At 45.7% G+C, this 22,317-nt stretch carries 19 protein-coding genes; 6 read left to right on the forward strand and 13 right to left on the reverse strand.

What is annotated here, in order from left to right; genetic code table 11:
- Positions 1-35: 35 nt before the first annotated feature.
- Positions 36-524 carry an NYN domain-containing protein gene (locus R7070_RS16190; protein ID WP_005387978.1) on the forward strand — a complete coding sequence of 163 codons (489 nt, stop codon included), beginning with the start codon at positions 36-38 and terminating at the stop codon, positions 522-524.
- 87 nt (positions 525-611) lie between these two features.
- Here the strand turns inward: R7070_RS16190 and R7070_RS16195 are convergent, their stop codons facing one another.
- The gene (locus R7070_RS16195) at positions 612-1,943 is read right to left on the reverse strand and encodes an anaerobic C4-dicarboxylate transporter (protein WP_005376060.1); all 1,332 of its coding nucleotides are present in this window, start codon (positions 1,941-1,943) and stop codon (positions 612-614) included.
- A 419-nt stretch (positions 1,944-2,362) separates the two neighbouring features.
- On the opposite strand from R7070_RS16195, the gene R7070_RS16200 reads away from it, so the two are divergent.
- Positions 2,363-3,100, forward strand: coding sequence for a siderophore ferric iron reductase (locus R7070_RS16200; protein ID WP_054575961.1), 738 nt, complete (start codon positions 2,363-2,365; stop codon positions 3,098-3,100).
- 89 nt (positions 3,101-3,189) lie between these two features.
- Positions 3,190-5,361 carry a TonB-dependent receptor gene (locus tag R7070_RS16205; protein ID WP_085569014.1) on the forward strand — a complete coding sequence of 724 codons (2,172 nt, stop codon included), beginning with the start codon at positions 3,190-3,192 and terminating at the stop codon, positions 5,359-5,361.
- A gap of 49 nt (positions 5,362-5,410) precedes the next feature.
- Here R7070_RS16205 and R7070_RS16210 read toward each other — a convergent pair whose 3' ends face one another.
- A complete protein-coding gene (locus R7070_RS16210) occupies positions 5,411-5,602 on the reverse strand; it encodes a DUF2986 domain-containing protein (protein WP_005376066.1) in 192 nt (63 codons plus the stop codon).
- Between the two features lie 136 nt (positions 5,603-5,738).
- Between R7070_RS16210 and R7070_RS16215 the strand changes: the two genes are divergently transcribed.
- Positions 5,739-6,248 (forward strand): GNAT family N-acetyltransferase, encoded by a 510-nt coding sequence (locus R7070_RS16215; protein ID WP_318141250.1) that lies wholly within the window; start codon positions 5,739-5,741, stop codon positions 6,246-6,248.
- Positions 6,249-6,262: 14 nt separating this feature from the next.
- Positions 6,263-6,652 (forward strand): nitrous oxide-stimulated promoter family protein, encoded by a 390-nt coding sequence (locus R7070_RS16220; RefSeq protein WP_005387988.1) that lies wholly within the window; start codon positions 6,263-6,265, stop codon positions 6,650-6,652.
- 49 nt (positions 6,653-6,701) lie between these two features.
- Here R7070_RS16220 and R7070_RS16225 read toward each other — a convergent pair whose 3' ends face one another.
- Positions 6,702-7,862: an MFS transporter gene (locus R7070_RS16225; RefSeq protein WP_017634647.1), complete on the reverse strand. Its 1,161-nt coding sequence runs from the start codon at positions 7,860-7,862 to the stop codon at positions 6,702-6,704.
- A gap of 176 nt (positions 7,863-8,038) precedes the next feature.
- Positions 8,039-8,473, reverse strand: a complete 435-nt coding sequence (gene trxC / locus R7070_RS16230; protein WP_005387991.1) for a thioredoxin TrxC — start codon at positions 8,471-8,473, stop codon at positions 8,039-8,041.
- 162 nt (positions 8,474-8,635) lie between these two features.
- Here trxC and R7070_RS16235 point away from each other — a divergent pair, with 162 nt between their 5' ends.
- Positions 8,636-9,730, forward strand: a complete 1,095-nt coding sequence (locus R7070_RS16235; RefSeq protein ID WP_033907040.1) for a ketoacyl-ACP synthase III — start codon at positions 8,636-8,638, stop codon at positions 9,728-9,730.
- Positions 9,731-9,816: 86 nt separating this feature from the next.
- On the opposite strand, the gene R7070_RS16240 is transcribed toward R7070_RS16235, so the two are convergent.
- The 9 genes from R7070_RS16240 to fdhD form a co-directional block, all read right to left on the reverse strand.
- The gene (locus tag R7070_RS16240) at positions 9,817-11,142 is read right to left on the reverse strand and encodes a DUF1501 domain-containing protein (protein WP_033907041.1); all 1,326 of its coding nucleotides are present in this window, start codon (positions 11,140-11,142) and stop codon (positions 9,817-9,819) included.
- 9 nt (positions 11,143-11,151) lie between these two features.
- On the reverse strand, positions 11,152-12,720 hold the full coding sequence (locus R7070_RS16245; RefSeq protein WP_033907043.1) for a DUF1800 family protein: 1,569 nt from the start codon (positions 12,718-12,720) through the stop codon (positions 11,152-11,154).
- A gap of 407 nt (positions 12,721-13,127) precedes the next feature.
- A complete protein-coding gene (locus R7070_RS16250) occupies positions 13,128-14,390 on the reverse strand; it encodes a hydroxymethylglutaryl-CoA reductase (RefSeq protein ID WP_033907044.1) in 1,263 nt (420 codons plus the stop codon).
- Positions 14,391-14,742: 352 nt separating this feature from the next.
- Positions 14,743-15,960 carry a mannose-6-phosphate isomerase, class I gene (gene manA, locus R7070_RS16255; protein ID WP_033907045.1) on the reverse strand — a complete coding sequence of 406 codons (1,218 nt, stop codon included), beginning with the start codon at positions 15,958-15,960 and terminating at the stop codon, positions 14,743-14,745.
- A gap of 123 nt (positions 15,961-16,083) precedes the next feature.
- A complete protein-coding gene (locus R7070_RS16260) occupies positions 16,084-17,424 on the reverse strand; it encodes an MFS transporter (RefSeq protein ID WP_033907046.1) in 1,341 nt (446 codons plus the stop codon).
- 6 nt (positions 17,425-17,430) lie between these two features.
- Positions 17,431-18,933: a signal transduction histidine-protein kinase/phosphatase UhpB gene (uhpB, locus tag R7070_RS16265; RefSeq protein ID WP_064376966.1), complete on the reverse strand. Its 1,503-nt coding sequence runs from the start codon at positions 18,931-18,933 to the stop codon at positions 17,431-17,433.
- Positions 18,933-19,541 (reverse strand): transcriptional regulator UhpA, encoded by a 609-nt coding sequence (gene uhpA, locus R7070_RS16270; protein WP_256900051.1) that lies wholly within the window; start codon positions 19,539-19,541, stop codon positions 18,933-18,935. The genes uhpB and uhpA overlap by 1 nt, the downstream gene beginning before the upstream one ends.
- Before the next feature lie 138 nt (positions 19,542-19,679).
- Positions 19,680-21,074 carry a hexose-6-phosphate:phosphate antiporter gene (gene uhpT, locus R7070_RS16275; RefSeq protein ID WP_021707729.1) on the reverse strand — a complete coding sequence of 465 codons (1,395 nt, stop codon included), beginning with the start codon at positions 21,072-21,074 and terminating at the stop codon, positions 19,680-19,682.
- A gap of 406 nt (positions 21,075-21,480) precedes the next feature.
- Positions 21,481-22,311 carry a formate dehydrogenase accessory sulfurtransferase FdhD gene (gene fdhD / locus R7070_RS16280; RefSeq protein WP_256900052.1) on the reverse strand — a complete coding sequence of 277 codons (831 nt, stop codon included), beginning with the start codon at positions 22,309-22,311 and terminating at the stop codon, positions 21,481-21,483.
- Between the last annotated feature and the right edge of the window lie 6 nt (positions 22,312-22,317).

The raw sequence follows: 22,317 nt of genomic DNA on the forward strand, positions 1-22,317 counted from the left end.
AGGGTAGGCAGCAAATAAATTGAGCGTAGAAATAGATGAGTTCGGAAAGCAAACAAAAAATCGCCATTTTGGTTGATGTACAGAATGTGTATTACACCTGTCGCGAAGCGTATCGAAGCAATTTTGATTACAACCAGTTTTGGTATGTCGCCACACAAGGGAAAGAGGTGGTAAGTGCTCGTGCTTATGCCATCGCGAGTAACGATCCAAAACAACGTCAGTTTCATCACATTTTACGCGGTGTTGGATTTGAGGTGATGCTTAAACCCTACATCCAGCGTCGTGATGGCAGCTCGAAAGGCGATTGGGATGTGGGTATTACTCTCGATGCAATTGAAATTGCTCCCGAAGTTGAGGAAGTGATTCTAGTTTCGGGAGATGGAGACTTTAGTCTGCTAGTAGAGAGAATTCAGCAGCGCTTCAATAAAACGGTGACCGTTTATGGTGTACCTAAACTTACATCTCAAACTCTGATTGATTGTGCCGACAATTTTGTCGCGATTGATGACGATTTCTTGCTGTAGTTAATAGTGCAATAAAGAAAGGCGAGTCACTCAGGCTGTACGAAAACGTACAATGACTCGCCTCTAATTTATCGTTGATTTGGCTAGTTACGAAGGAATGATCATTTGCCCTAGCAAGTAACCCAAGCAACACGCACCAATCACGCCGATTAAGCCCACAGACATGAATGAGTGGTTGAAGTACCACTTACCAATCTTAGTTGTGCCCGAGGTATCGAAGTTCACAGTCGCGATATCTGAAGGGTAGTTGGGAATAAAGAAGTAGCCATATACCGCTGGCATCAAGCCGATAAGCAGCGCAGGTTCCAAACCTAAGCCGAGACCAACAGGTAGCATCATGCGAGCCGTTGCAGCTTGAGAGTTCACCACAACCGACACGATGAATAACGCAAGCGCGAATGTCCAAGGGTAGTTGGTTACCATCTCTACGATGCCGGATTTAAATTGAGGCATAGCGTACTGGAAGTAGGTATCTGACATCCATGCAATACCGAAGATAGCAATCGCCGCCACCATACCAGATTTAAATACCACCCCATTTGGTACGTCACGGGGGTCAGTTTTGGTCGCAAGCAAAATGATACCGCCGAAGCAGAGCATCATCATTTGAATCACAACCGCCATGCTGATTGGCTTCGAGCCATCTACGATGGTACGAATGTCTGGCCACATCGCGATAACGACGATAACCAAGATCGATGCAATGAACAGCAATACAGAGTTACGAGCACTTGTTGGTAGTACTTCATCAAGAGACGTTGCAGTTGTGTTGAGGATTTTTTCTCTCCACACAGGATCTTTCAAACGCTCTTGGTATTCTTCATCGTCGTCTAGTTCTTTACCACGCTTTAGGCTGTAAAGTGACATCAACAACGTACCGAATAAGGTTGCAGGTACAGTAACGAGCAGAATTGAGAGCAGAGTGATCTCGTGTTGAATATCAGAGAGTTGCGCCAAGTAGTAAACTACGGCCGCTGAAATTGGCGAGGCTGTGATTGCGATTTGAGAGGCGACAGAAGCGGCAGCCATAGGACGCTCTGGACGAATGCCGTTTTTAAGCGCAACGTCGCCAATGATTGGCATGATAGAGTAAACCGCGTGACCTGTACCAAGTAGGAAGGTCATAAAGTAAGTCACGAACGGAGCAATAAGGGTGACGCGTTTTGGGTTCTTACGAAGCACACGCTCGGCAACTTGCAGCATGTATTTCAAACCGCCAGCGGCTTCAAGAATGGAAGCACATGTTACCACCGCTAAAATGATCAACATGACGGTGACAGGAGGAGAGGTTGGCGGCATCTTAAAGATGAAGACTTCAATCACCAAGCCAATTCCGGATACGACCCCAAGGCCTATACCACCATAACGTGAGCCGATATACAGCATCACGAGCAAAAATAGAAACTCAAGATACAACATGTGGATTTCCTTATTCAAAACAGAGGGCTACATAGCCAAATTACCTCTTTGTATTGTCTCGATATTCAGAAAGAAAATACTTCATGTTGTTCACAATCCGCTGGATAAGAAACAGCAATATTCAATTATTGGCAATAACTCACGCTACACAGGTGAACTGTTAACACAGTTTTATCAGGGTGTTTTTATGCTGTGTATTTTTGCGATCATGTGAGCGTTAAATGCGAAGAGGTTTAAGAGTTTGTTGCTATTCATCGCATACGTAACCAGACCTTACAGTTTCACAGAACGCGGAAATACAGTCATAGCTAACCCTAAGAGTGTTTCTTTGTTATGAAAACGCAAAGGATAATAGTTTGCATTGCGATTAGTGCTTGGGTATAAAGGTGTCAGAATGAATACAACTACAATAAGCCATCATGTCTGAGCAATTTTTCCCGCAACTGTTTCAAACTTCGAGTGAGATAACACCTTACCTACACGGTGATATCGGCGAGATAGGGCAAGAAGCTATCCATATCGAAAATGATATCAACCCGATCATCCAAGGCCTTTACCAGCAAATCTCGGAGGCTCATCCGGAAGCGGGAAAAGCATATTGGTTGACAAGAACGTGGGATTTACTTTGTTGGCAGCCAGTTTATGTCGCATTCATCTCTATTTACGGTTACCACACGTTGCCAAACATTCGCGAGATAGCGCAGCACCTCAAACCTTGTTTTGTTTCTGGGTACCGATTCTCCGACGAAGCGCATATACATGGCGAGCCAGAGGCGTTGATAAAAGAGGCGGGGCGTCAAATCCGAGAACTGTTCGACTTCTATCAACAAGAGATGAGTCAATGGACACGCATTCGTCCTGGCTTCACCCATCAATTGATGTCGGACGGAATCATGGCTTGTTTAATTCGTCTCCAACAGCGCTTTCCGCAAATGACTAACTCGACACTTCAGGAGCATGCGGTCTTGTGGCTAAGCGCAATGGGTTTGGATGTTGATAATAGCCGCTCACTTCATGAGACGGAATCTGATCAGCCGCTAAAGTTAGTAAGAAAAAGTTGTTGTTTAGTCTATAAGTGTGAAGGCAGAAAGCTTTGTGCAGATTGTCCTCGTTTAGAGGAAAATCGACAGCTTATCAGCAAGAAGGTTCTTAATTAACATTTATTTAACTTGTGTAACAGTGCTCGATTTGAGAGTGAGAATAAGTATCATTGCATACTCTTGTTGACAACAAAAAGATAAATACAATGATGAAAAGGACGTTTTCTTTCAATCTCATCGTACTTGCGATGAGCAGTGGATACGCAGTTAGCTCAATAGCAGCAGAAGATCTTCAACAAACATCGACTCCGAGCGATGAGCAATTGGTTGTTGTAGGCAGTGTGATGCCGAAATCGATCTCCGATATTCCAGGAACGGTTTGGTTTGTTGGCCAAGAAGAGATTGCTCAGCAATATCGTGCGGGCAAGACACTGGGTGATATTCTTTCTGCCACCATCCCTTCTTTAGACGTCGGCACCGGTGGTCGAACTAACTATGGTCAGAACCTTCGCGGTAGAGCAATGTTGGTAATGATTGATGGTGTCTCGTTACAGTCTTCTCGCCCGATTAGTCGTCAGTTAGACGCAATAGACCCATTCAACATCGAGCGAATTGAAGTACTATCTGGTGCAACCTCCATTTATGGTGCAGGCGCTACTGGTGGTGTTATTAACATTATCACCAAGAAAGCGTACTCGGATGACTTGTCGTTTGAATCCTACATGAGTGGCACTACAGGTTTTAACAGCAGCGATGACTTTGATTACAAACTCGCTCAGTCTATCTCGGGTGGTAATGAGCGAATTACCGCTAGAGGTTCGGTTGTGTACACCGAGACACAAGGTGCATTTGACGCAAATGGCGACATTGTCACCCCAGACATTTCACAGGGCTCCTTGCAGTATAATTCAACGCTCGATGTTATGGGATCGACCGAGATTCAAATCTCCGATGCCAGCAAGTTAAACTTTGTCGCACAATACTATGACAGCCAGCAAGATTCGCCATACGGTTTGTACATTGTTAACAATAAATTTGTTGATGTACGAGAGGGGTTCGATTCCGACCGTGAACATGGTACAGAGCGAGTTCTCTTAAGTGCGAACTACGCTCACGACAGCGTATTCGGTCATCAACTGATAGGCGAGTTATCTTACCGTAGTGAAGACCAAACCTTTACTCCTTATTACCAAAGTGCCTCTCAACAAAAAACAGAAGTTTTTGCTGGGCGCTTAGCGTTAGCTAAAAGCTGGGAGTCATTCAAACTTGTTTATGGTGTCGATGCGTACTTAGACCGTTTTGAAAGTAACCAGGCTCTGTTCGATCCAACCATTGCGAACAGCTCTGGGAACTTAATTAATCGAACCTATGCCGAAGTGGGGCGTTACCCAGATGTTGATGTGGCGTCTTACGCAATGTTTGTCCAAGGGGATTACCAAATCAATCAAGATTGGTCAGTACAAGCAGGCTACCGCTACCAATACATGGACAATAAGATTGATGATTTTGTTGCCTATAGTATACAAAAGAAGATCGCATCGGGTAATGGTGTATCAGCGGATGCGGTACCAGGTGGCAGCACTGACTACTCTGTGAGCTTATTTAATTTGGGCACCATTTATCAGCTTAACGATGAATCTCAGCTTTGGGCGAACTTCTCTCAAGGTTTCGAACTCGCTGATCCTGCAAAGTACTACGGCCAAGGTAGCTACGATGCCGCGGATGCAAATGGTCACTACGCGTTGAACAATAGCATTAATGTATCTGACTCAAAAATGTCGGGCATCAAAACGGACAGCTATGAAATTGGTTACCGATTAGATACGGATACTGTCGCACTGCAAGCGGCGGGTTACTACTCGGTTTCGGATAACTCAATCAAGTATGACAAGAAGACGCTCCTAATCACCAATGTTGATGACGAGCAACGTGTATACGGTGCCGAAGCAAACATTAACTACTGGGTAAACCGTGATATTTTGTTAGGTGCATCAGGTCACTATGTGGTTTCTGAGCTTAAAACCAACGGTAAGTGGGAAGATCTAAGCGCGGGTAAAGCAAGTACATCAAAAGCGAACGCGTGGGCGGCTTACTATCAGGATGGCTATTCAGTACGTTTACAAAGCCAGACGATGTTTGATTACGAAGATGACGCAAACAATAAACTAGATGGATACACTACGTTTGATCTTCTTGGTAACGTAACACTACCTATCGGGCAGTTAGGTTTTGGTATTCAAAACCTATTTGACGAAGACTACACAACCGCTTGGGGACAACGTGCGCAGATTCTTTATGCAGCACACTACGATGCTGCAGCGTACGACTACAAAGGAAGAGGTCGCACATTCACACTGAACTACAGTGTCGAATACTAAAGCTAACTATCTCCGAATATCAAAAAAGCCGCTTGAAGCGGCTTTTCTTTTAGGCTTGATCTGTCTGCGCTGTGTCTACAACGTTTTCCGTGTGTTCTGAAGCTTGGTTTTGTTCTTCAGCTTCCATTTTCGCGCGTTCAGCTTTGGAGATATAACGCGGCTTATTGCTCTTATGTAGCTTAGCGTTATGCTTCTTCTGCTTCGCTTTCAAGATCTGATTGATTTTCTTCTTGCGGTTCATGGTTGTGGTCCTTTAATTTAGCGAGGCAGGATAGTTACTTTTTTATCAAGTTACAACTAAATAAGCGCCGGTATCGGTCGCAAAATTCAAGTACGTTCCTATGTCCAATCATCTATCGCGTTTTAATGGAGCCCAAATGAAAACACTGTACACCGAACGTTTGATACTGCGTCTTGTGAGTGTAGATGATGCACCATTTATACTAGAACTTTATAACCACCCAGACTTCTACCGTTTTGTCGGAGACAAACAAATTCGTACCGAATATGAAGCGGCGCGTTACATAAAAGAAAACATGCTACGCATGCAACAAATTAAAGGCGTGAGTTTACTCGTTGTAGAGAAGAAAGAAGATGGGCAACCCATCGGGATTTGTGGGTTGGTTAAACGTGACACATTACAACACTATGATCTCGGATATGGATTTTTACCTTCCGCTTATGGCTACGGCTACGGAACGGAGTCTGCAACCGCAGTGCTGGAATACGCTAGAGAGGAAATGAAACTCGATAATTTGGTTGCCATCACCAATAATGACAATATTCGTAGTATAAGTTTGCTCAAAAAACTGGGCTTTGAGTTTGAACGAGTTGAGCAGCAATTTGATAATGGCCGCACGTTAGAACTTTACACAATGATGTTGTGATTTTTGGATAGCGCATGAGCGATATTTTACTTGGCAAACTCGCCACTGAATTTAAGACAGTAAAAGCCATGGTAGAGGTTTACTGTCATGACCATCATGGAACAAAACGTGACTTATGCTCAGAATGTCGTGAGCTGCTTGAATACGCAGAAGTGCGCCTCGACCGCTGTCCTTATGGAGAGAATAAACCGACGTGTAATAAATGTCCGATTCACTGCTACAAACCAGAGCCGAAAGAACAAATGCGTTTGGTCATGCGTTACTCTGGCCCCAGAATGTTACTGAAACATCCCATCTTGGCGGTTCGTCATTTGCTTCATGAAAAGCGCATGGTACCGGAAAAGCCTGCAGCGAACGCGTCAAACCGTCACAAGCGTTTATCTAAACAAAAATGCGAAGAATAAAAAAACGAGGGCGACATGTCCTCGTTTTCGTTGAGTAGAAGCGGCGTGGTTAGAGGCCAGCGGCCATACGCTGCTTGGTTTTGCTCGCAGCAAGTAGCATGTATACGCCAGTCGCAACCAAAGCGGCAAACAAGTAGCCTAGCAAGCCGTGTTCTTGGCCCATAAATTTATCAGCGACAACAGGACCAGCAACAGAGCCGATGCTGTAGCTAAACAGCATGACTTGTGTCGCAGAGACAATAAAGCGTTCATCAAGACCTTCGCAACCTAAGTTGATTGCAATCGGGTACAAAGCAAAAGTAGCTGCACCTAAAAAGAACAATGCAGCAGCCAATACCACGGCTGACGAGGAAATAAACGTCATACCGATCGAAAAAATACCCAAAATACAGAAAAACGCCATTAGCACTGTGCGGCTCATGTATTTGTTTAACGCGGTCACCATTGGTTGAACTAGCATGCCACCTAGAATCACTAGCGCCATCAATGTACCAATGTCTTGATGGCTAATTTTACGGTTAGTTAACTCAACTGGCATTAATCCGTAGATCGCGCCTAAGGTCAAACCTGAAACAACACAACCAATAATTGCTGCATGGTTTAGTTTGGCAATTTGCTTAAATGATAAAGCGGTTGATTCATGGCTGTTTGGCTGCTCACACTCAATGAACATTAGCACCAGCATCGCCATTAAGATCAACGTCGTGATCGCAATAAACGGAACGCCGCCACTTACGCCAAGCACGCCAATACCAAACTGGCCTAATGCTGAACCACCATAAAGCGATAGCATGTACAAGCTCAAACGTCTCGCACGCGATGCTTCGTCTCCAGACATTAGCCAAGATTCAACAATGACAAAAACACCAGCAACCGCGATACCCGCAATAAAGCGAGCGGCAAGCCACATCAATCCGTTAGCAAACACGGGTAGTGTGACGATAGTTAGCGAAAATACGGCCAAGCAACCAATAAACGCGTTACGGTGACCAACTTGACGTACGATACGTTCAATAAAAATAGCACCGGTTAATAAGCCGCCATAAAACACACTCGCCAACCAACTCGCGTAATCTGCTGAGATGTTGTATTCACCGAGCATGAGAGGGATCAAGCTCATTAAATAGCCCGAAGCCACCGCATAAAGAGACAGTGCGACGACTGGAACTGTAACTCGTGGTGATGCTGCAGGAACGACTGTGTTTTCCACTGTTTTGCGCCTATAAGTTAAATGAAATCTAAGGGTTATTCGGCGCGAATATGAGGCTAATAGTTAGGCAAGTAAAATGATAAATTTAAGTCGTTTCGATAAATAATATTTGTTAACTAGATAGGTTGATAAGTTGCATAAAAACGCCAACCTACAAACAAGGTTGGCGTGGAAGATTATTTAGTAAGTGCTTGATTTAACCATTGATCGAATTGAGTTTTAGGTAACGCACCATTGATCATATCAACGCGTTGACCATTCTTGAAAACCATAATGGTAGGAATACTGCGAATACCAAATTGCGTCGCAAGTTGTTGTTGAGCTTCGGTATCAATCTTAACAAAACGAGCCGTTCCGGCTTGCTCATGAGCAACATCAGAGAAAACAGGAGCAAAACCAACGCACGGGTTGCACCATGGGGCCCAAAAATCTACTACAACAGGCATATCACTTTGTAATAGAGCAGAAAAGTTATCTTGTGTACCTTCGATAGGCGAGCCGTCTAAAAGTGCACTTTTACATTTACCGCAAGTTGCAGATTCGGCAACGCGCTCATTAGGGACACGATTTAGACCGCCGCACGAAGGGCAGCGAGTTTTAAACGATGACATGACTTCTTCCTTTATTACGTATTGATGAAAACATGACTTACCAGTCAGCCTCATTATTTGTATACTTATTTTTTAACCTGCCGAAATAACGCAGCGCAGGTTTGTATTTGAGCCTAAGGTTCTAAGAAATTTTATTAAAATACAACAATAAATAGGTCTGCGATGACAAATTACTACGCTGAAATTACAGGTTGGGGGAAATGTGTTCCGCCAGCCGTGCTCTCTAACGATGATCTTAGCACTTTCCTCGATACTTCCGATGAGTGGATTCGTACCCGCACTGGTATCGAAAACCGCCGTATTAGTCATGTAAACACGTCAGACATGGCGACCGTTGCTGCTAAACATGCATTAGCTCGAGCAGGCGTCGATGCAACAGACGTGGATTTAATCATTGTGGCGACTTGTTCACCAGATTCATTGATTCCAAATATCGCGTCTAAGGTACAGCAGAACCTAGGTATTCGTGCAGCCGCTGCCTTTGACTTAAATGCCGCATGTACGGGATTTGTCTATGGCCTAGAAACGGGCACACGTTTGATTCAATCAGGTAACTATCGTAACGCGATCATTATTGGTGCGGAAAGATTGTCTTTCTACATCGATTGGGCAATGCGAGATACCGCTGTTCTATTTGGTGATGGTGCGGGCGCCGTTGTGTTATCAAGAACGGAAAAAGAAACGGGTTTACTACAGTCTCAAATCGGTTGTGACGCAAAAGGCCGCGATATTCTGTCCGTACCAAAGTTTGGTACTTGTATGGATCGCTTTGCGGAAGACAACGGTTACTGGGATTTCAACTTTGTAGGACAAGAAATTTTCAAACGTGCAGTAAAAGGCATGGGGCTAGCTGCGAAAACCGTACTGAAAGCATCACAGTTAACGACGGACCAAATCGATGTTGTGATTCCGCATCAAGCGAATATTCGTATTATTCAAACCTTGTGTGACCTGTCTGGAATTCCGCACGACAAAGCGTTTGTTAACATTCAAAACTATGGCAATACTTCAGCTGCGACGGTGCCAATTGCATTGTGTGAAGCGGTAGAGCAAGGTCGAGTTAACCCAGGTGATAATATGCTTCTTGCTGCGTTTGGTGCAGGTTTGACATGGGGTGCGGCAGTATTGAAATGGGGTGACCGCGTAACGCCAGTTTCTGAAAGTGATGCGGTTCTGCCTGAATGTGAGCAATCCGCGTTAGAATTACTTGAGCGTGCCATTAAGCTGTGTAACGAACGCCGTCGCGACGAGGTGTAACGGACACTCTGCAAACATAAGATGGGTAAGGGAGCGCGAGGCTCCCTTATTTGATGATGCGTTCTACAGCTAACCTGAAAAATATCTTAAGCCATAAAACCCAGGTTTGAATGAGTAAAATTACGGATGTTCGGGAAGACGTATTCCAGTGCAGCGTTATCACTCACGCCCATCCACTGTGCTAGTGTTGAACCAACTTGATCAGCGGCAATTTTGGGTATGAGTCGGCCTTGAGAGTAATCATCGTTTCCGCCCAGTATTAGTTCCGGCCATGTACCGATAGGTTGTTTCCCATTTACCGCGCCTCCAATTAATAGTTGATGGCCACCCCAGCCATGATCAGTACCATTTCCGTTGCTCATCATCCGTCGACCGAAGTCAGACATAGTGAAAGAGGTGACTTGCTTGTTTAGCCCTAACCGTTCGACCGCACGATACATTGCCAAAAGGTTTGTCGCGAGATCCTCAAGTAACACTGGATGACGTGCCAGTTGCGAATCGTGTAGGTCATACCCAGAGTGTTTAACGAAAAAGACTTGTCGTTGCTGCTTCAGGACATCTTGGCTTGCTATCAATTTGTACACGGTTTGCATCTGCTTGCCGAGCGTCGATGACGTAAACAGCGGCTCGTCAGCAATGTGGTTGAGTTGCTCGCTCAGTACACTGCTCATTACCATCGACTCATCAACCATCAAATTAAAATGACCATTAAATGGATTGTCAGTTTGATGAGAGAGAAGGCGATCATAGATCCCCTTGTATAGCGGGTTCTCAATCGCGGTAAGCTGAACCGCGCGATCTTTTTTCAGGACAGTTTGGCGGTGTTCCATTGCCCGTAACCAAAGCGAGTTGCCATGCACACTGTATAGCGGTGTTATTTCTGATTCAGAGTTTAATACATCCAACATTCTGCCAGCCCAACCAAGATTTTTAGACTCGCTCATTCCACCAAGTAACCAAGCGTCTGTTTGAGAATTATGAGAAAACAGTTGCTCGGGAAGTGATGCTTCACCTTGCTCAATAGCTTGTTTGGTGACGGGATGGTTGAGAATGCCACTATTGAGCACGATGCTGGCATCGCCTTGTTCGAAAACGGAAGTTAACGCATTTAACTTTGGGTGTAAGCCGAGCTTCACTGGGTGATTTGAGCTATCGACAGCACTCAAATTGATAGGGAGTATGTCTTCTTTGGCGACAGAGAGTGGCCCTCTGACTTTGGAATATTGACGATAGTGCGCCTCCGATAATGGCAGTACGGTGTTGAACGCATCGTTTCCGCCAGCTAAATACACACATATTAATGCTCGAAAGTCATTAGATGGCGCTGCGAGAGAGTAACCTGGCAGACTAAGAGAGGCTAGTGCGCCCATCGATAGCGTGCTTTGTATAAAATGTCGTCGTGAAATATCCATAATTCACTCCTAATCCTGAATATAAAATTCGTCGCCAGAAATGGCGGTAAATATCACTAGAGCGAGTTTTGTTGTTGGCACATAGTCCTCACGATAATCATTCAGCGCGGTGAGCATGAGCTCTTTCAATTCAGCAGAAGCCGTTCCAGCAAAGAAACGCTCGTTAACCAATTCGACTAAGGCATGGTGATCGTCTAGAAGAAGATAAAGCTCGTTAAGATCGAAGTGGTAGGAATCACCACCTCCTCTACGAGTGCTGGTTAACATATAGTTGACCAAATCGGTATAAACAGACCAATTGAGAAGTTCATACTCTGGAGAGTTAATACCAGACTCCGTAAACTCGTTAGACGGCTGATAGTCTGGAGAGTAAAAATTAAACACGGAAGGAGAACGAAGCGGCCCTTGATTAGCGATGTTCATCATCGTTGTTGCGTCTTCGTAACGTGATCCTTTAACCGTAAAACCTGATGCTCGATGAAAATTAGTCAGGACCAGTATCGGTTCTTTCACTTTTATAGGCGGGGTATCCGTCATCCCTAATGCTTCAGGGTCGAGCAATATGGCTCGAACAACGGCGGTTAGATCGCCTTTTTCTCCTTCCCCATTGTTGTTAAATATCGTAGCAACACGCGCGACGTACTCTGGGCTTGGATTTGAACTGACCAAACGTTGGATAAGTAACTTTGAAACAAATGGAGCAACATTTGGGTGAGACATCAACATATCAATCACTTTTGAAAGCTCTTCTTGTGCGGTTAGACCCGATGGGATCACGTTCCCTAGAAATCGCTTCTCGCCGGTGTCGTGTCTTTGACTGATAACTCGCATCGGTTTCACGAATGCGATGTCGGAATTTTTCCATCCAGTTAATGCTCGCGCGAGCTCTTGAATATCAGTTTGATTGTACGTGGGGATAGGTTTGCCTGTTGCGTGGTTTAGCTTTTTACTGCCATCTAAATTGAGTTCATACAAACCGATAGTGAATAACTGCATTAACTCTCGAGCAAAGTTCTCATCGGGAAGCGTTCCTGTCGCACTATTTTCTTTTGCACTACCGAGCATAGACAAATAGCTCCCCATGACTGGATGGATGGAAACGTCATACAACAGGTCTCGGTAGTTGCCAAACGCATGCTCAACCAACAGATCGTAGTAATTCACTAACCCTGTAGGTTTGCTGGAAAGAACGCCGCCATAACGAGAAACGACTACGATCTGACTCAATGCATAAGCCGTTCGCTGTCTGAGCTGATCTTCAGCAGTAACAACAATTTGATACCAAGCATTTTCTCGGTTTGACTGTAGGCCTTTAGAAAAAGGCGTTTGATAAAGTGGTTGATGGTAGGTTGCTGGCAGGTTGATTTGTTTCTGTATCCAATCCTCTAACCCGTTTTCCCTAACCTCATTAATTAACGCAGGTGTTGGTCCAAAAGAGGTTTGATAGAGAAAACGCGCAACGGTTTGATCGGATGGGGATTGCTGTATTTGTGCTGATACATTAGACACATGGCTCAGCAATAAGATAGCCAATCCTAGTACCCAAGCAGAGATTTTATTTAGCTTCTGACGTCTCATAGTTAACTCGCTTACCCGAAGTAACGATTTAAGTCCATTTAACGGGAGTTATTAAGCTCTTTTGAGCTGTTTAGTAAATTTATGAAAATCAAGCAGCTGCATAGGCGAGTATAGTAGCTATAAGTGGTGAACAAAAAACTCAAACGATGAATTTGGTACTATAGTGCTAGAGGTTTTTGATGCTACTTTTTCTAAGATACTGATATTAAATATGGCCAATGAAGAGTAACAAGCAGAGATATCGCAATGGATGTATAAGGGGGACAGCTAAAGTACTGTTAACAAGAGATTGGTATGTTTGTTAAGGCTTAAGTTAGTTTCAAGAAATTATTGAGCCAATAAATAAAGTCCATTGGTTTGCACAAGAGAAAACCACACGGATGTTCTCTTGTACAAAGCAACAAAGGTTATTTTCGGGCAAGCTTATGGTGAGCACGAGAAAAGTGATCGGCACAAAATGCGCCCACAATCGAGAGTTCGCCAGCCAGACAAAGCGAAGCTGCGACTTCGGCTAACGCTTTCGCATTGCCGTTGCCGAGCAAACCCAAAATATCCAAACATGCTTTTTGCGTTGGAAGGCCAGTACCACCGCCAACCGTTCCCACCATGATGTTTGGCAAGGTCACGCACGCGTACAAGTTGCCTTGAGCGTCCACATCCATACGAGTGATTCCAATGGCAGACTCTGCAACGCAAGCGGCATCTTGACCACAAGCAATGTACAGCGCGGCAAGGGCGTTTGCGTAATGCGCGTTGACGCCAATTGTCCCGCTGAGTAAACCGCCCACTGTGGTCATTTTGCCAAATTGAACCATAGACTCCGGCGTCGTATGCAGATATTTTTCCACTAACTCAGCAGGAATGGTCACTTCGGCGGATACTTTCTTACCGCGTACTGAGCGCAGTGTGTGCGCGTTTGGTTTTTTGTCGCCTGATAAGTTGCCATCCAAGAATGCTTGAGTTGGTTTGATTGGGCTGGTCGCCAAAATATGATGGAACACTTCGTTTGTTGCGATGGTCACCATGTTTTGTCCGGAAGCGTCACCAGTCACGTATTCAAAGACCAAATAAACATGGTTTCCTTCGATATTTACATTGATGTCTTTGAGTTTGCCATGTGAGGTGGTGGATTCCGAAATTTGACGAAATACGTCAAACTGGGTCACAACCCAACTGACGAACTGGCCAGCGTCGGCAAGGTTATTAAAGGCGAACACTGGTGTTCGGCTCACCCCTTCACTTAGTAACAATGCGCTCGCGCCACCAGCGGCGGTGATAAGATTTGCGCCACGGTTGTAGGAAGCGACTAACGCGGCTTCTGTCGTTGCAAGCGGAACCAAAAAGTCATCGTTCGCATACAAGCCGTTGACGCGCAAAGGGCCTGCAATGCCGACCGGCACATTAACAGTACCAATGAAGTGCTCGATGTTGTTGGAGTAAGCATCGCAATGTGACTGCGTGAAAGGATCAAGGAGATGATCTTTATTGGTCATGTGTTCCAATACTTGCCAACGGCGCGCCAAATGCTTATCCGATAGGCCAGGGCTTAAGCAGAGACGTTTCTCTGGCTTGTGAAACTTCGGTTCTAATGCCGATTGAATCTTACTGCTGGTTTCGATATCGGAAAGGGCGGAGCTTTGAACAGGGTTATCTTGGTTTAACTTCGGCATACAAACGTTAACTGAAAAATCGAACCAGAGATTGTAGTGATTAGGGCTTTGATTACAACGTTGATTATACGTTTTGCAACAAATACCACTGTGTGAGTGCCTTTGTTATCCAAGTAATTTGATATTGGAGCGGAGGAGTTACCAGAAATAAATGGGTTTTGACAATGAATGTTGCAGTAAATGGCAGAGCCGGGAGGTTATGGCTCTTAGAGAAATTGGACTGTGAGTGTCTGGAGTCGACAAGGGATAAGCATGATTGCCTTAAAAGCGGAATGGTTCAATCTATGAAAGGAATAAATTGTCTAACCCAATCCCTTGGGTCAGACGCTAGCTTGAATCTGTTATTCAGAAGTTAGTTAAATGCGCGAGCCACACGTCCCGCACTTTGAATACGGTAATGGCCAACGTAAGCAGGAACAAATACAGATTGTCCTTTCGCGGCGGTTAACGTCTCACCGTTATCACTGATGAGTGTCAGGTCGGCATCAATCGCCATCAAAATCTCTGCGCTATTGGCATCAACCACTTCATTGTTCGGTTGGTTTAGAATGCTGAAGCTAAAGTCTGCCACTGGGACCGGATAAAGGCTTTGGCAACCATTGGCATTAGGATCTAGAACAAGGCTGTTAAACGGCTTAGGCGCAAAATCTGTGCATTTAACCAGTTCTTCAACATCCATGTGTTTCGGCGTGAGTCCTGCACGCAAAACGTTATCTGAGTTCGCCATGATCTCTAATCCAGTACCTTTAATGTAAGCGTGTGGCGTTCTTGCGCTCAGGAACATCGCTTCGCCAGGTTGCAGCGTGATGACATTCAACAGCAATGGTGCAAACAAGCCGACGTCGCCGGGGTATTGAGTGGATAGATCCAAGATGAGTTGGAAAACGTCGCTGTCAGTGCCTTGCTCCGATTGACGTGAAGCGTGGGCAAGAAGCTGTTTCAGTGCACGCTCTTTTGTTTCTCCTTCCATGGTCAGAATGTGCACAAAGAAATCGCGTAAACCTTGTGAGTTGATTTCGCGTTTGAATGCATCTAGCGGTGTGCGTAGCTCATCGATATCGCAAAGGCCAAATGCCTCAATAATCTCGTCATACGAACGAAAACCGTTCATGGCTTGGTAACTTGTCAGCGCGTACACCAACTCAGGTTTATGGTTTGGATCCTTGTAGTTACGATGGCTTGCGTTTAGTGGGATCCCGGCACTTTGTTCTTTTTCGAAGCCTATTTCGGCATCTTGTTTGCTTGGGTGAACTTGAATCGACAGTGCATGTTCGGCCGCTAAGATTTTAAACAGAAAGGGCAGGTCGCCAAATTTTGCTGCGGTTTCTGATGATAAATAAGCGGGTTGGTTTTGTTTGATCAGTTCAGACAAAGGCAGCGTGTTTTGCTCAACCTGAACTTCAGAGCAGCCGTTTGGGTGAGTACCCATCCATACTTCTGCTTGAGGCTCATTCGTTTCGTTAGAAAAGCCAAACAAATCGTGAATAGAAGAGGTGCTTCCCCAAGCGTAGTTTTGGATTTTGTTGTTCATTTGAAAGAAGCTATGCGATGAAATAGTGTTCAAATTCATGAATTTTTCCCATAGTTAACCCTCCGAACTGAATCGGAAGAAAAATTGAGCAGAGATACGTTAAATAAGGAGGGCGAGCGCGGTTAGGTCACTCGCCAATTTGCCCGAGGGCGATAAGTCGATTTACAACCGAGGTTTTGGTTCGAGTGGTTTTCGTGAAGGTTGCGCTTGCAAAAATGGCAGCAACAAAAGGCCAATGACGGCTGCACAAACTGAAATGGTGATGAAGAAACCTGTCCAATGATATTCTTCAAGAATTAATGCCAGTGGATAGCCAGACAATGCAGCGCCCATGTAGGCGAACAAGCCAACGAATCCTGTTGCCGCGCCGGCAGAATCTTTGTGAGAGCACTCCGCCGCCGCCATACCGATCAGCATTTGTGGCCCAAAGACAAAGAAGCCGATGGAGAACAATCCCGCGGCTTGGAACGCAAAGTTGGTCAGGGGCATCAGCCAAAGCGCAGAGACAGATAAAAAAATCCCAATCGCGAACAGCAAGTTCATTGGCCCACGGTTACCGCCAAAGAGTTTGTCTGAGCCCCAACCCGCAACCAATGAACCAACAAAACCTCCGATTTCAAACATCGACAGAGCAGCGTTGGCGTTAATCAGGCTATAGTGATGCTGCTCGGTCAAGTACAGGTTTCCCCAGTCATTGATTGCGGTTCGGACGATGTAAACCAACACATAACTGAACGCGAGCAGCCAGATGTATTTGTTGTTAAATACGTACGATTTTAGAATTTCTCGGTAGGTGAGGCCACGTCCGTAATTTTCCTGCGCAAGTTCTAGTGCGTCGTTGCGCCATCGGCCGACACTTGGTAAACCCATTGTTGTGGGTTTGTCGCGCAATCGCCAACAAACGAATAGACCGAGTAATACCCCGATGATGCCGGGTAGAATAAAACCTTCACGCCAGCTGTAGTGCAACGTTAAATAGCCCACCAAAATAGGGATCAGCGCGCCACCAACGTTGTGTGCGGTGTTCCAAATCGCCCATAAGAAGCCACGCTCGGAACGTGAATACCAAGTCGTTAACAGCTTGGAGCATGAAGGCCAGCCCCAGCCTTGGAACCAGGCGTTTAAGATCCACAGAGTAATGAAAGCCGCGAGTGAGCTAGAAAAACCGAACGCGATATTGACCAGACCTGTCGCAATCAATCCTAATCCCATGAAATAACGAGGGTTAGAGCGATCTGAAATCGTACCGGAAATAAACTTCGAGCAGCCGTAAGTAATGTAGAAAAGCGTACCGATAAGGCCCAAATCGCCTTTATCTAAGCCAAGATCGGTAATCATCGCTGGTGCGGCGTAGTTAAAGGTCTTACGAGTAAAGTAGAAACCTGCGTAGCCGATGTACATCCCCAACATAATGTGCAAACGCCAATGGCGGTAACGCTGGTCGATTTGCTCGTTGCTCAGACTCGGTTGAGTAAATTTAGGTGAACGTAAAAATCCAAACATCTTGAGTTACACCTTAGGTAAAGTAATGCTGATTTGTGTGCCAGTCACTTGATCGCTGGTGGAGTAGATAACCATTTTTCCACCTAACGCGTGCACACGCTCTTGCATGCCGCGAACGCCCATGCCTTTCATGCTGTCCTGAACTTTGAAGCCGACACCATCATCGTGAATCATTAGTGACACCGCCGTTTCTCCAATTGTCAGCTCAATATTGATCAACTGCGCTCCTGCGTACTTGGCGGCGTTATTCAATGACTCTTGGCATAAACGGAATAGGGTGACTTTGAGTGTGTCACTCACGCTGGTGTAATTGCCTTGCCAGTTCAGTTGAACAGTTGTTCCATGATTGGCGAATTCCATCTCTCGCGTCAGTTGCTCGACGGATTCTTTCAAGTCCAAATCATCCAGCATTTTGGGTCTTAGCTTGCTCAACAGTCGCTTAGTGGTGTCGTACACGTTGAGGGAAAGCCCTTCGATCATGTCGGCGCAACCTACGCGTGTTTCTGTGTTATTTACCCGCTTAATGATGTTGGCTTGTGTGCGGATTGCCGTGATGTTCTGGCCGATTTCGTCATGTAGCTCGCGCGCAATATCGCGTCTTACCGATTCTTCCGCTTTGATAAGCTGGCGAGACAAATTCTGATTGCGTGCAAGTTCGCCGCGCAGTTTGTGATTGAGGTCTTTTTGTTTCTGAACCCCTAAGCCGAGCATAATGCCGGTGATGGTTTGCGCCGAGAGAGATAATAACAAATCGGTGATTTCTAGATTTGATACGCCGCTGCGAGCCGCAATCAGCGCAATGCTGTTGAGCATGGTGGCGAGCAGGGCTCCTTGCCAGCCGTAACGAAGTGCCAACACGATGATTGGGATAGCCATACAAAATGGCGCAAATCGTTTTAGCTCTTCAGGCAAGCTGGTTTGCACCAAAATACTGCCGATCAAAAGCAGCGCATAAAGCACGATATGACGTACCTGAAATACAACGGCATTACTAAGTAGGAGAGAGCTAAGCGGAGACCAACGACTTTGGAACAAATAGCTCCACAACAGGTAGCACATAGGCACCACGAGCAAGCCTCCAGAAATGCTAGCCAGCCATACCATGTAAACAGAAGGCACGTGAAATCCGACCGCCATTACGTTGATGAAGGCGGTAATGATGATCACAATGCCCATGACGGCTAAGTGGCGGTTTTGGTCACCGTAGTAGTATTTTTTCGCAATCAGAGTGACCGGGATACTGGCAATGCTCGCAATCAGCACGGTAAGCCACTGCGGTTGACCCAGTAAGATCGCAAGTGCGATGGAAAGCCACCACTCTGAAAGATAAATCGTTGGCCAATAAGCGGTGCGAGTGTGTAGGGCGACACCTAATCGTAAAGCGAAAGGAAACAATAAGATCGCCAGCTCGGGATCATTGACAAAGTAATAGGCAATCACCCATAAGCAGAACCAGGCGCAAGCCATAACAAAAAGTCCGCAAATGGTGGTAACAGCATAAGCTCGCATTAAAAGGACTCATGAGAAAATAGTTTGGCGAGCTCAACGTTGTTTTTCACGCCGAGTTTGTCGATGGCATTCGCACGATGAACATGCACAGTCTTGTGGCTCAAGCCAAGCTTTGCCGCGACAGACTTTACATCCAACCCAGTGGCAAGTAGCTGACATACCTCGTTTTCACGTTTTGTCAGTTGGCATAGAGAGGTGGTGTTGTCGCTAGGCGTTGCAAGTTTAAGTGCAATATCTGATGTGAGGTAACAGCCGCCAGAAGCACTGGTTCTCACGGCTTGAATAAGTTCATCTGGGCTACAGCGTTTACTAAGATAGCCTTTTGCACCTAGCTTTAGTGATTTTTCCACCATCGCAGGGGAGTCATGCACGCTAAGCATCACGCAGGCAATGCCAGTTGGTATTTCGCTGAGAAAGTTTAAGCCGCTTTCATCTGGCATGGAAATATCTAGGATGACGACGTGTGGGTGTACCGCAGGCAACCCTTTTCGCGCTTCGGCGACAGAGCCGAATTCACCAACAACGGTAATATCACTTTCTAAATTTAATAATTGTGCGAAACCTGAACGCACGATGACGTGATCATCAACTAGAGCAACATGAATCATTATTACAACCAAATAGAGCAGACGACTAACAACAATAAGCTCCAACAGGAGCTAATAGAAAAATCTTTAATGATACTGAATTGAGCCATGCTTTTTAATGATCTTGCGCGCTTTACCGAAGTAAAGCGCGCAGAGAAGCTAGGCTTGGTTTTGTGCAAGTTGAAGCTTCTTCGCGTGTCGAATCTTCTTCTCTTCCGCGATAGCGACGAAAGCAAGCAAAACAATACAAATCATGGCGGAGGTATCTAGGGCTGCGAAGGTACCTTTCCAACCTGTTAAGCCGAAGATAGGTGTACCGTCTGCAATCATACCGAGACCAAGTTTCGCGAAGCTGTCACCGATTAGGTAAGCGAATGTACCTTTTACGCCGTCAGCCACACTGATTGCTTTTTTAGGGACGAAACCAACCGCGGCAACACCGATAAGAAGTTGCGGACCAAACACCAAGAAGCCCAATACAAATAGTGAGGCCAAGTACATGAACTCGCTAGTGGCGTGCTGGTAGAACTCAAGCGATACGATGATCAAGCCAAGAGACACACAAGCAACCAATGCGCGGCGACCGTTTGCTAGGTCAGACAGGTAACCCCACATCAAAGTACCCACAAGCGCACCGACTTCGAACAGAGTAAAGCCAGAGATTGCCGTTTCTTTTGACAGACCAAGTTCTTGGTACGCGTATACCGTTGACCATTGGTCGATACCAATACGCACGATGTAAAGGAAGATGTTGGCAAAGCAAAGTAGCCAGATAACTTTGTTTTTAAGAACGTATTCAACAAAGATTTCTTTTTTGGTCATCTGGTTTTCTTCAGCGGCGGTGTCTTCTTCACTCACTGCTTCATCGAAAAGTTCTTCTACTTTACCTAGACCGTAAGCTTCTGGTGAGTCGCTACCAAAGCGCATACCGATAAAGCCAACGATGATCGCGATGATAGAAGGGAACACGAACATGCCGATTACGTGGCCGTCGAATAGGTAGTTGGCACCGAAAAGAGCAACACCCGCTGCGCCCGCACCACCAACGTTGTGTGACATGTTCCACAAGCCTAGGTAAGAGCCGCGTTTGTTACGAGGTGTCCATTTTGTAATGGTTGAGTAACTAGAAGGGCCACCAGTACTTTGGAAGAAACCACTCAGAGCGTAGAAAGCCACCATCAAGAACAGGCTTGCACTACCGCCGCCCATGCTGAAGCTGAAACCAAGCATTGCAAGACCAGAAAGGATCAGCATAAAAGGGAGGAATTGCTTGGTGTTCTTACCGTCAGCGTAGTAAGAGACAACGGTTTTACCGATGCCGTATGTGATGGAGAAGCCAAGGCCAATAAGACCTAGGTCTGTCATGCTCAAACCGTAAGTTGAGATCATGTCGTTTTGCGCGACATTGAAGTTCTTACGAATCAAGTACATGGTTAGGTAGCCGATAAATACGACCAAGTAAGATTGGATGAACGGTTTAAACCACATCTTTCTTCTAACTTCGACAGGAAGATCGAGGGTCGGCTTCCGCACCTGTTCGAGGAATTTTAACATGATGAACTCTCTTGTAATTGTTTTAGAAACACAACGGCGACCGTTATGTGCTCTTGTTACCTTTGACTGAGCGGAATTCTAGAGAGTGGTTTTGTGAGGCACATGAGATGGTTGCCTAGATCGGCTAGGAAAAATTCCTAGAAATGCCTAGGAAGGCGGAAAAGCGTGAAAAGAGTCACACAAAATCCTTACTAATTTATGGGTTTTTGACAGGGTTCTTATCGGATTGGAAAGCGTTCAAATGCAAGCAGGTTAATATATGCAAGCTTAGTGCTGACAAGGGGTGAGCACGTTTGGTTGGAGAGAATAGTGTCTTGTCGCTAAGTATCAATTGGGAACGAGAAGCAAACAACAGAGACCCAGAGGTCTCTGTTAGAAATATTAGGAATTCGGCTAGGTTGACGTGTTAAGGCGCAGGGCTGTATAGACGCGGCGAGCCGTGTTTTGGTAAGTGAATTAGGTTCAAATGGTTTCTTCTTGCCCATTCGACAGTTAACGCTGTAGGTGCAGATAAGCAAACCAGAGTGGGGATACGCGCGCGAACGGCTTTGTGGATCAACTCTAAGCTGCAACGGCTTGTCATGATTGCGAAGCCACTTTGAGGTTCGATGTGATTGTTGGCCAATGCGCCAATCAACTTATCTAGCGCGTTGTGACGGCCGATGTCCTCTCGGCACAACTTGATGTTGCCTTGTAAATCTGAAAATAAAGCGGCGTGTAGCGCGCCAGATTCACGTGCGGCTTCTTGATGCAGTGCGACTTTGTCTCGCAGCCCTTCGAATACATCGGAGCGCGGAGGAAGAGACGGTGTTAGCGGTGCTAAATCAGGCAAAGCTTGTTCCAGAGCCTCGACGCCACAAATGCCGCATCCGGTTGTGCCTGCAAGATTCCGACGTTGTGTTTTTAGCGCCCAGAAAGCGCGGTTGCTGATTTCCACTTCCGCATAGTGAGATTCGTGATCGCCACCAATTTCAATGTCTTTAATCTCTTTGAAATCGTGGACGATGCCTGTGCTTAGGCTAAATCCTTTCACGAAGTCTTCCAGATGGCCTGGCGTCACCATCATGACCGCTTGGCTAATGCCGTTAAAGCTGATAGCTAAGGCGGATTCACTCGCCAGCGACATTTGTTGCACTGGGCGGCCATCAATCAATTCTCGGTAATTGAACGCACTTGGTTGAGGTGGTGCTTGATTGAAATCGGACAGTTCTAAATAAGATTGAGTAGTACATCTCATGAAATC

Origin of the sequence: Vibrio sp. 1557, from assembly GCF_033340175.1 — a bacterium.
GTDB classification, from domain to species: domain Bacteria; phylum Pseudomonadota; class Gammaproteobacteria; order Enterobacterales; family Vibrionaceae; genus Vibrio; species Vibrio alginolyticus.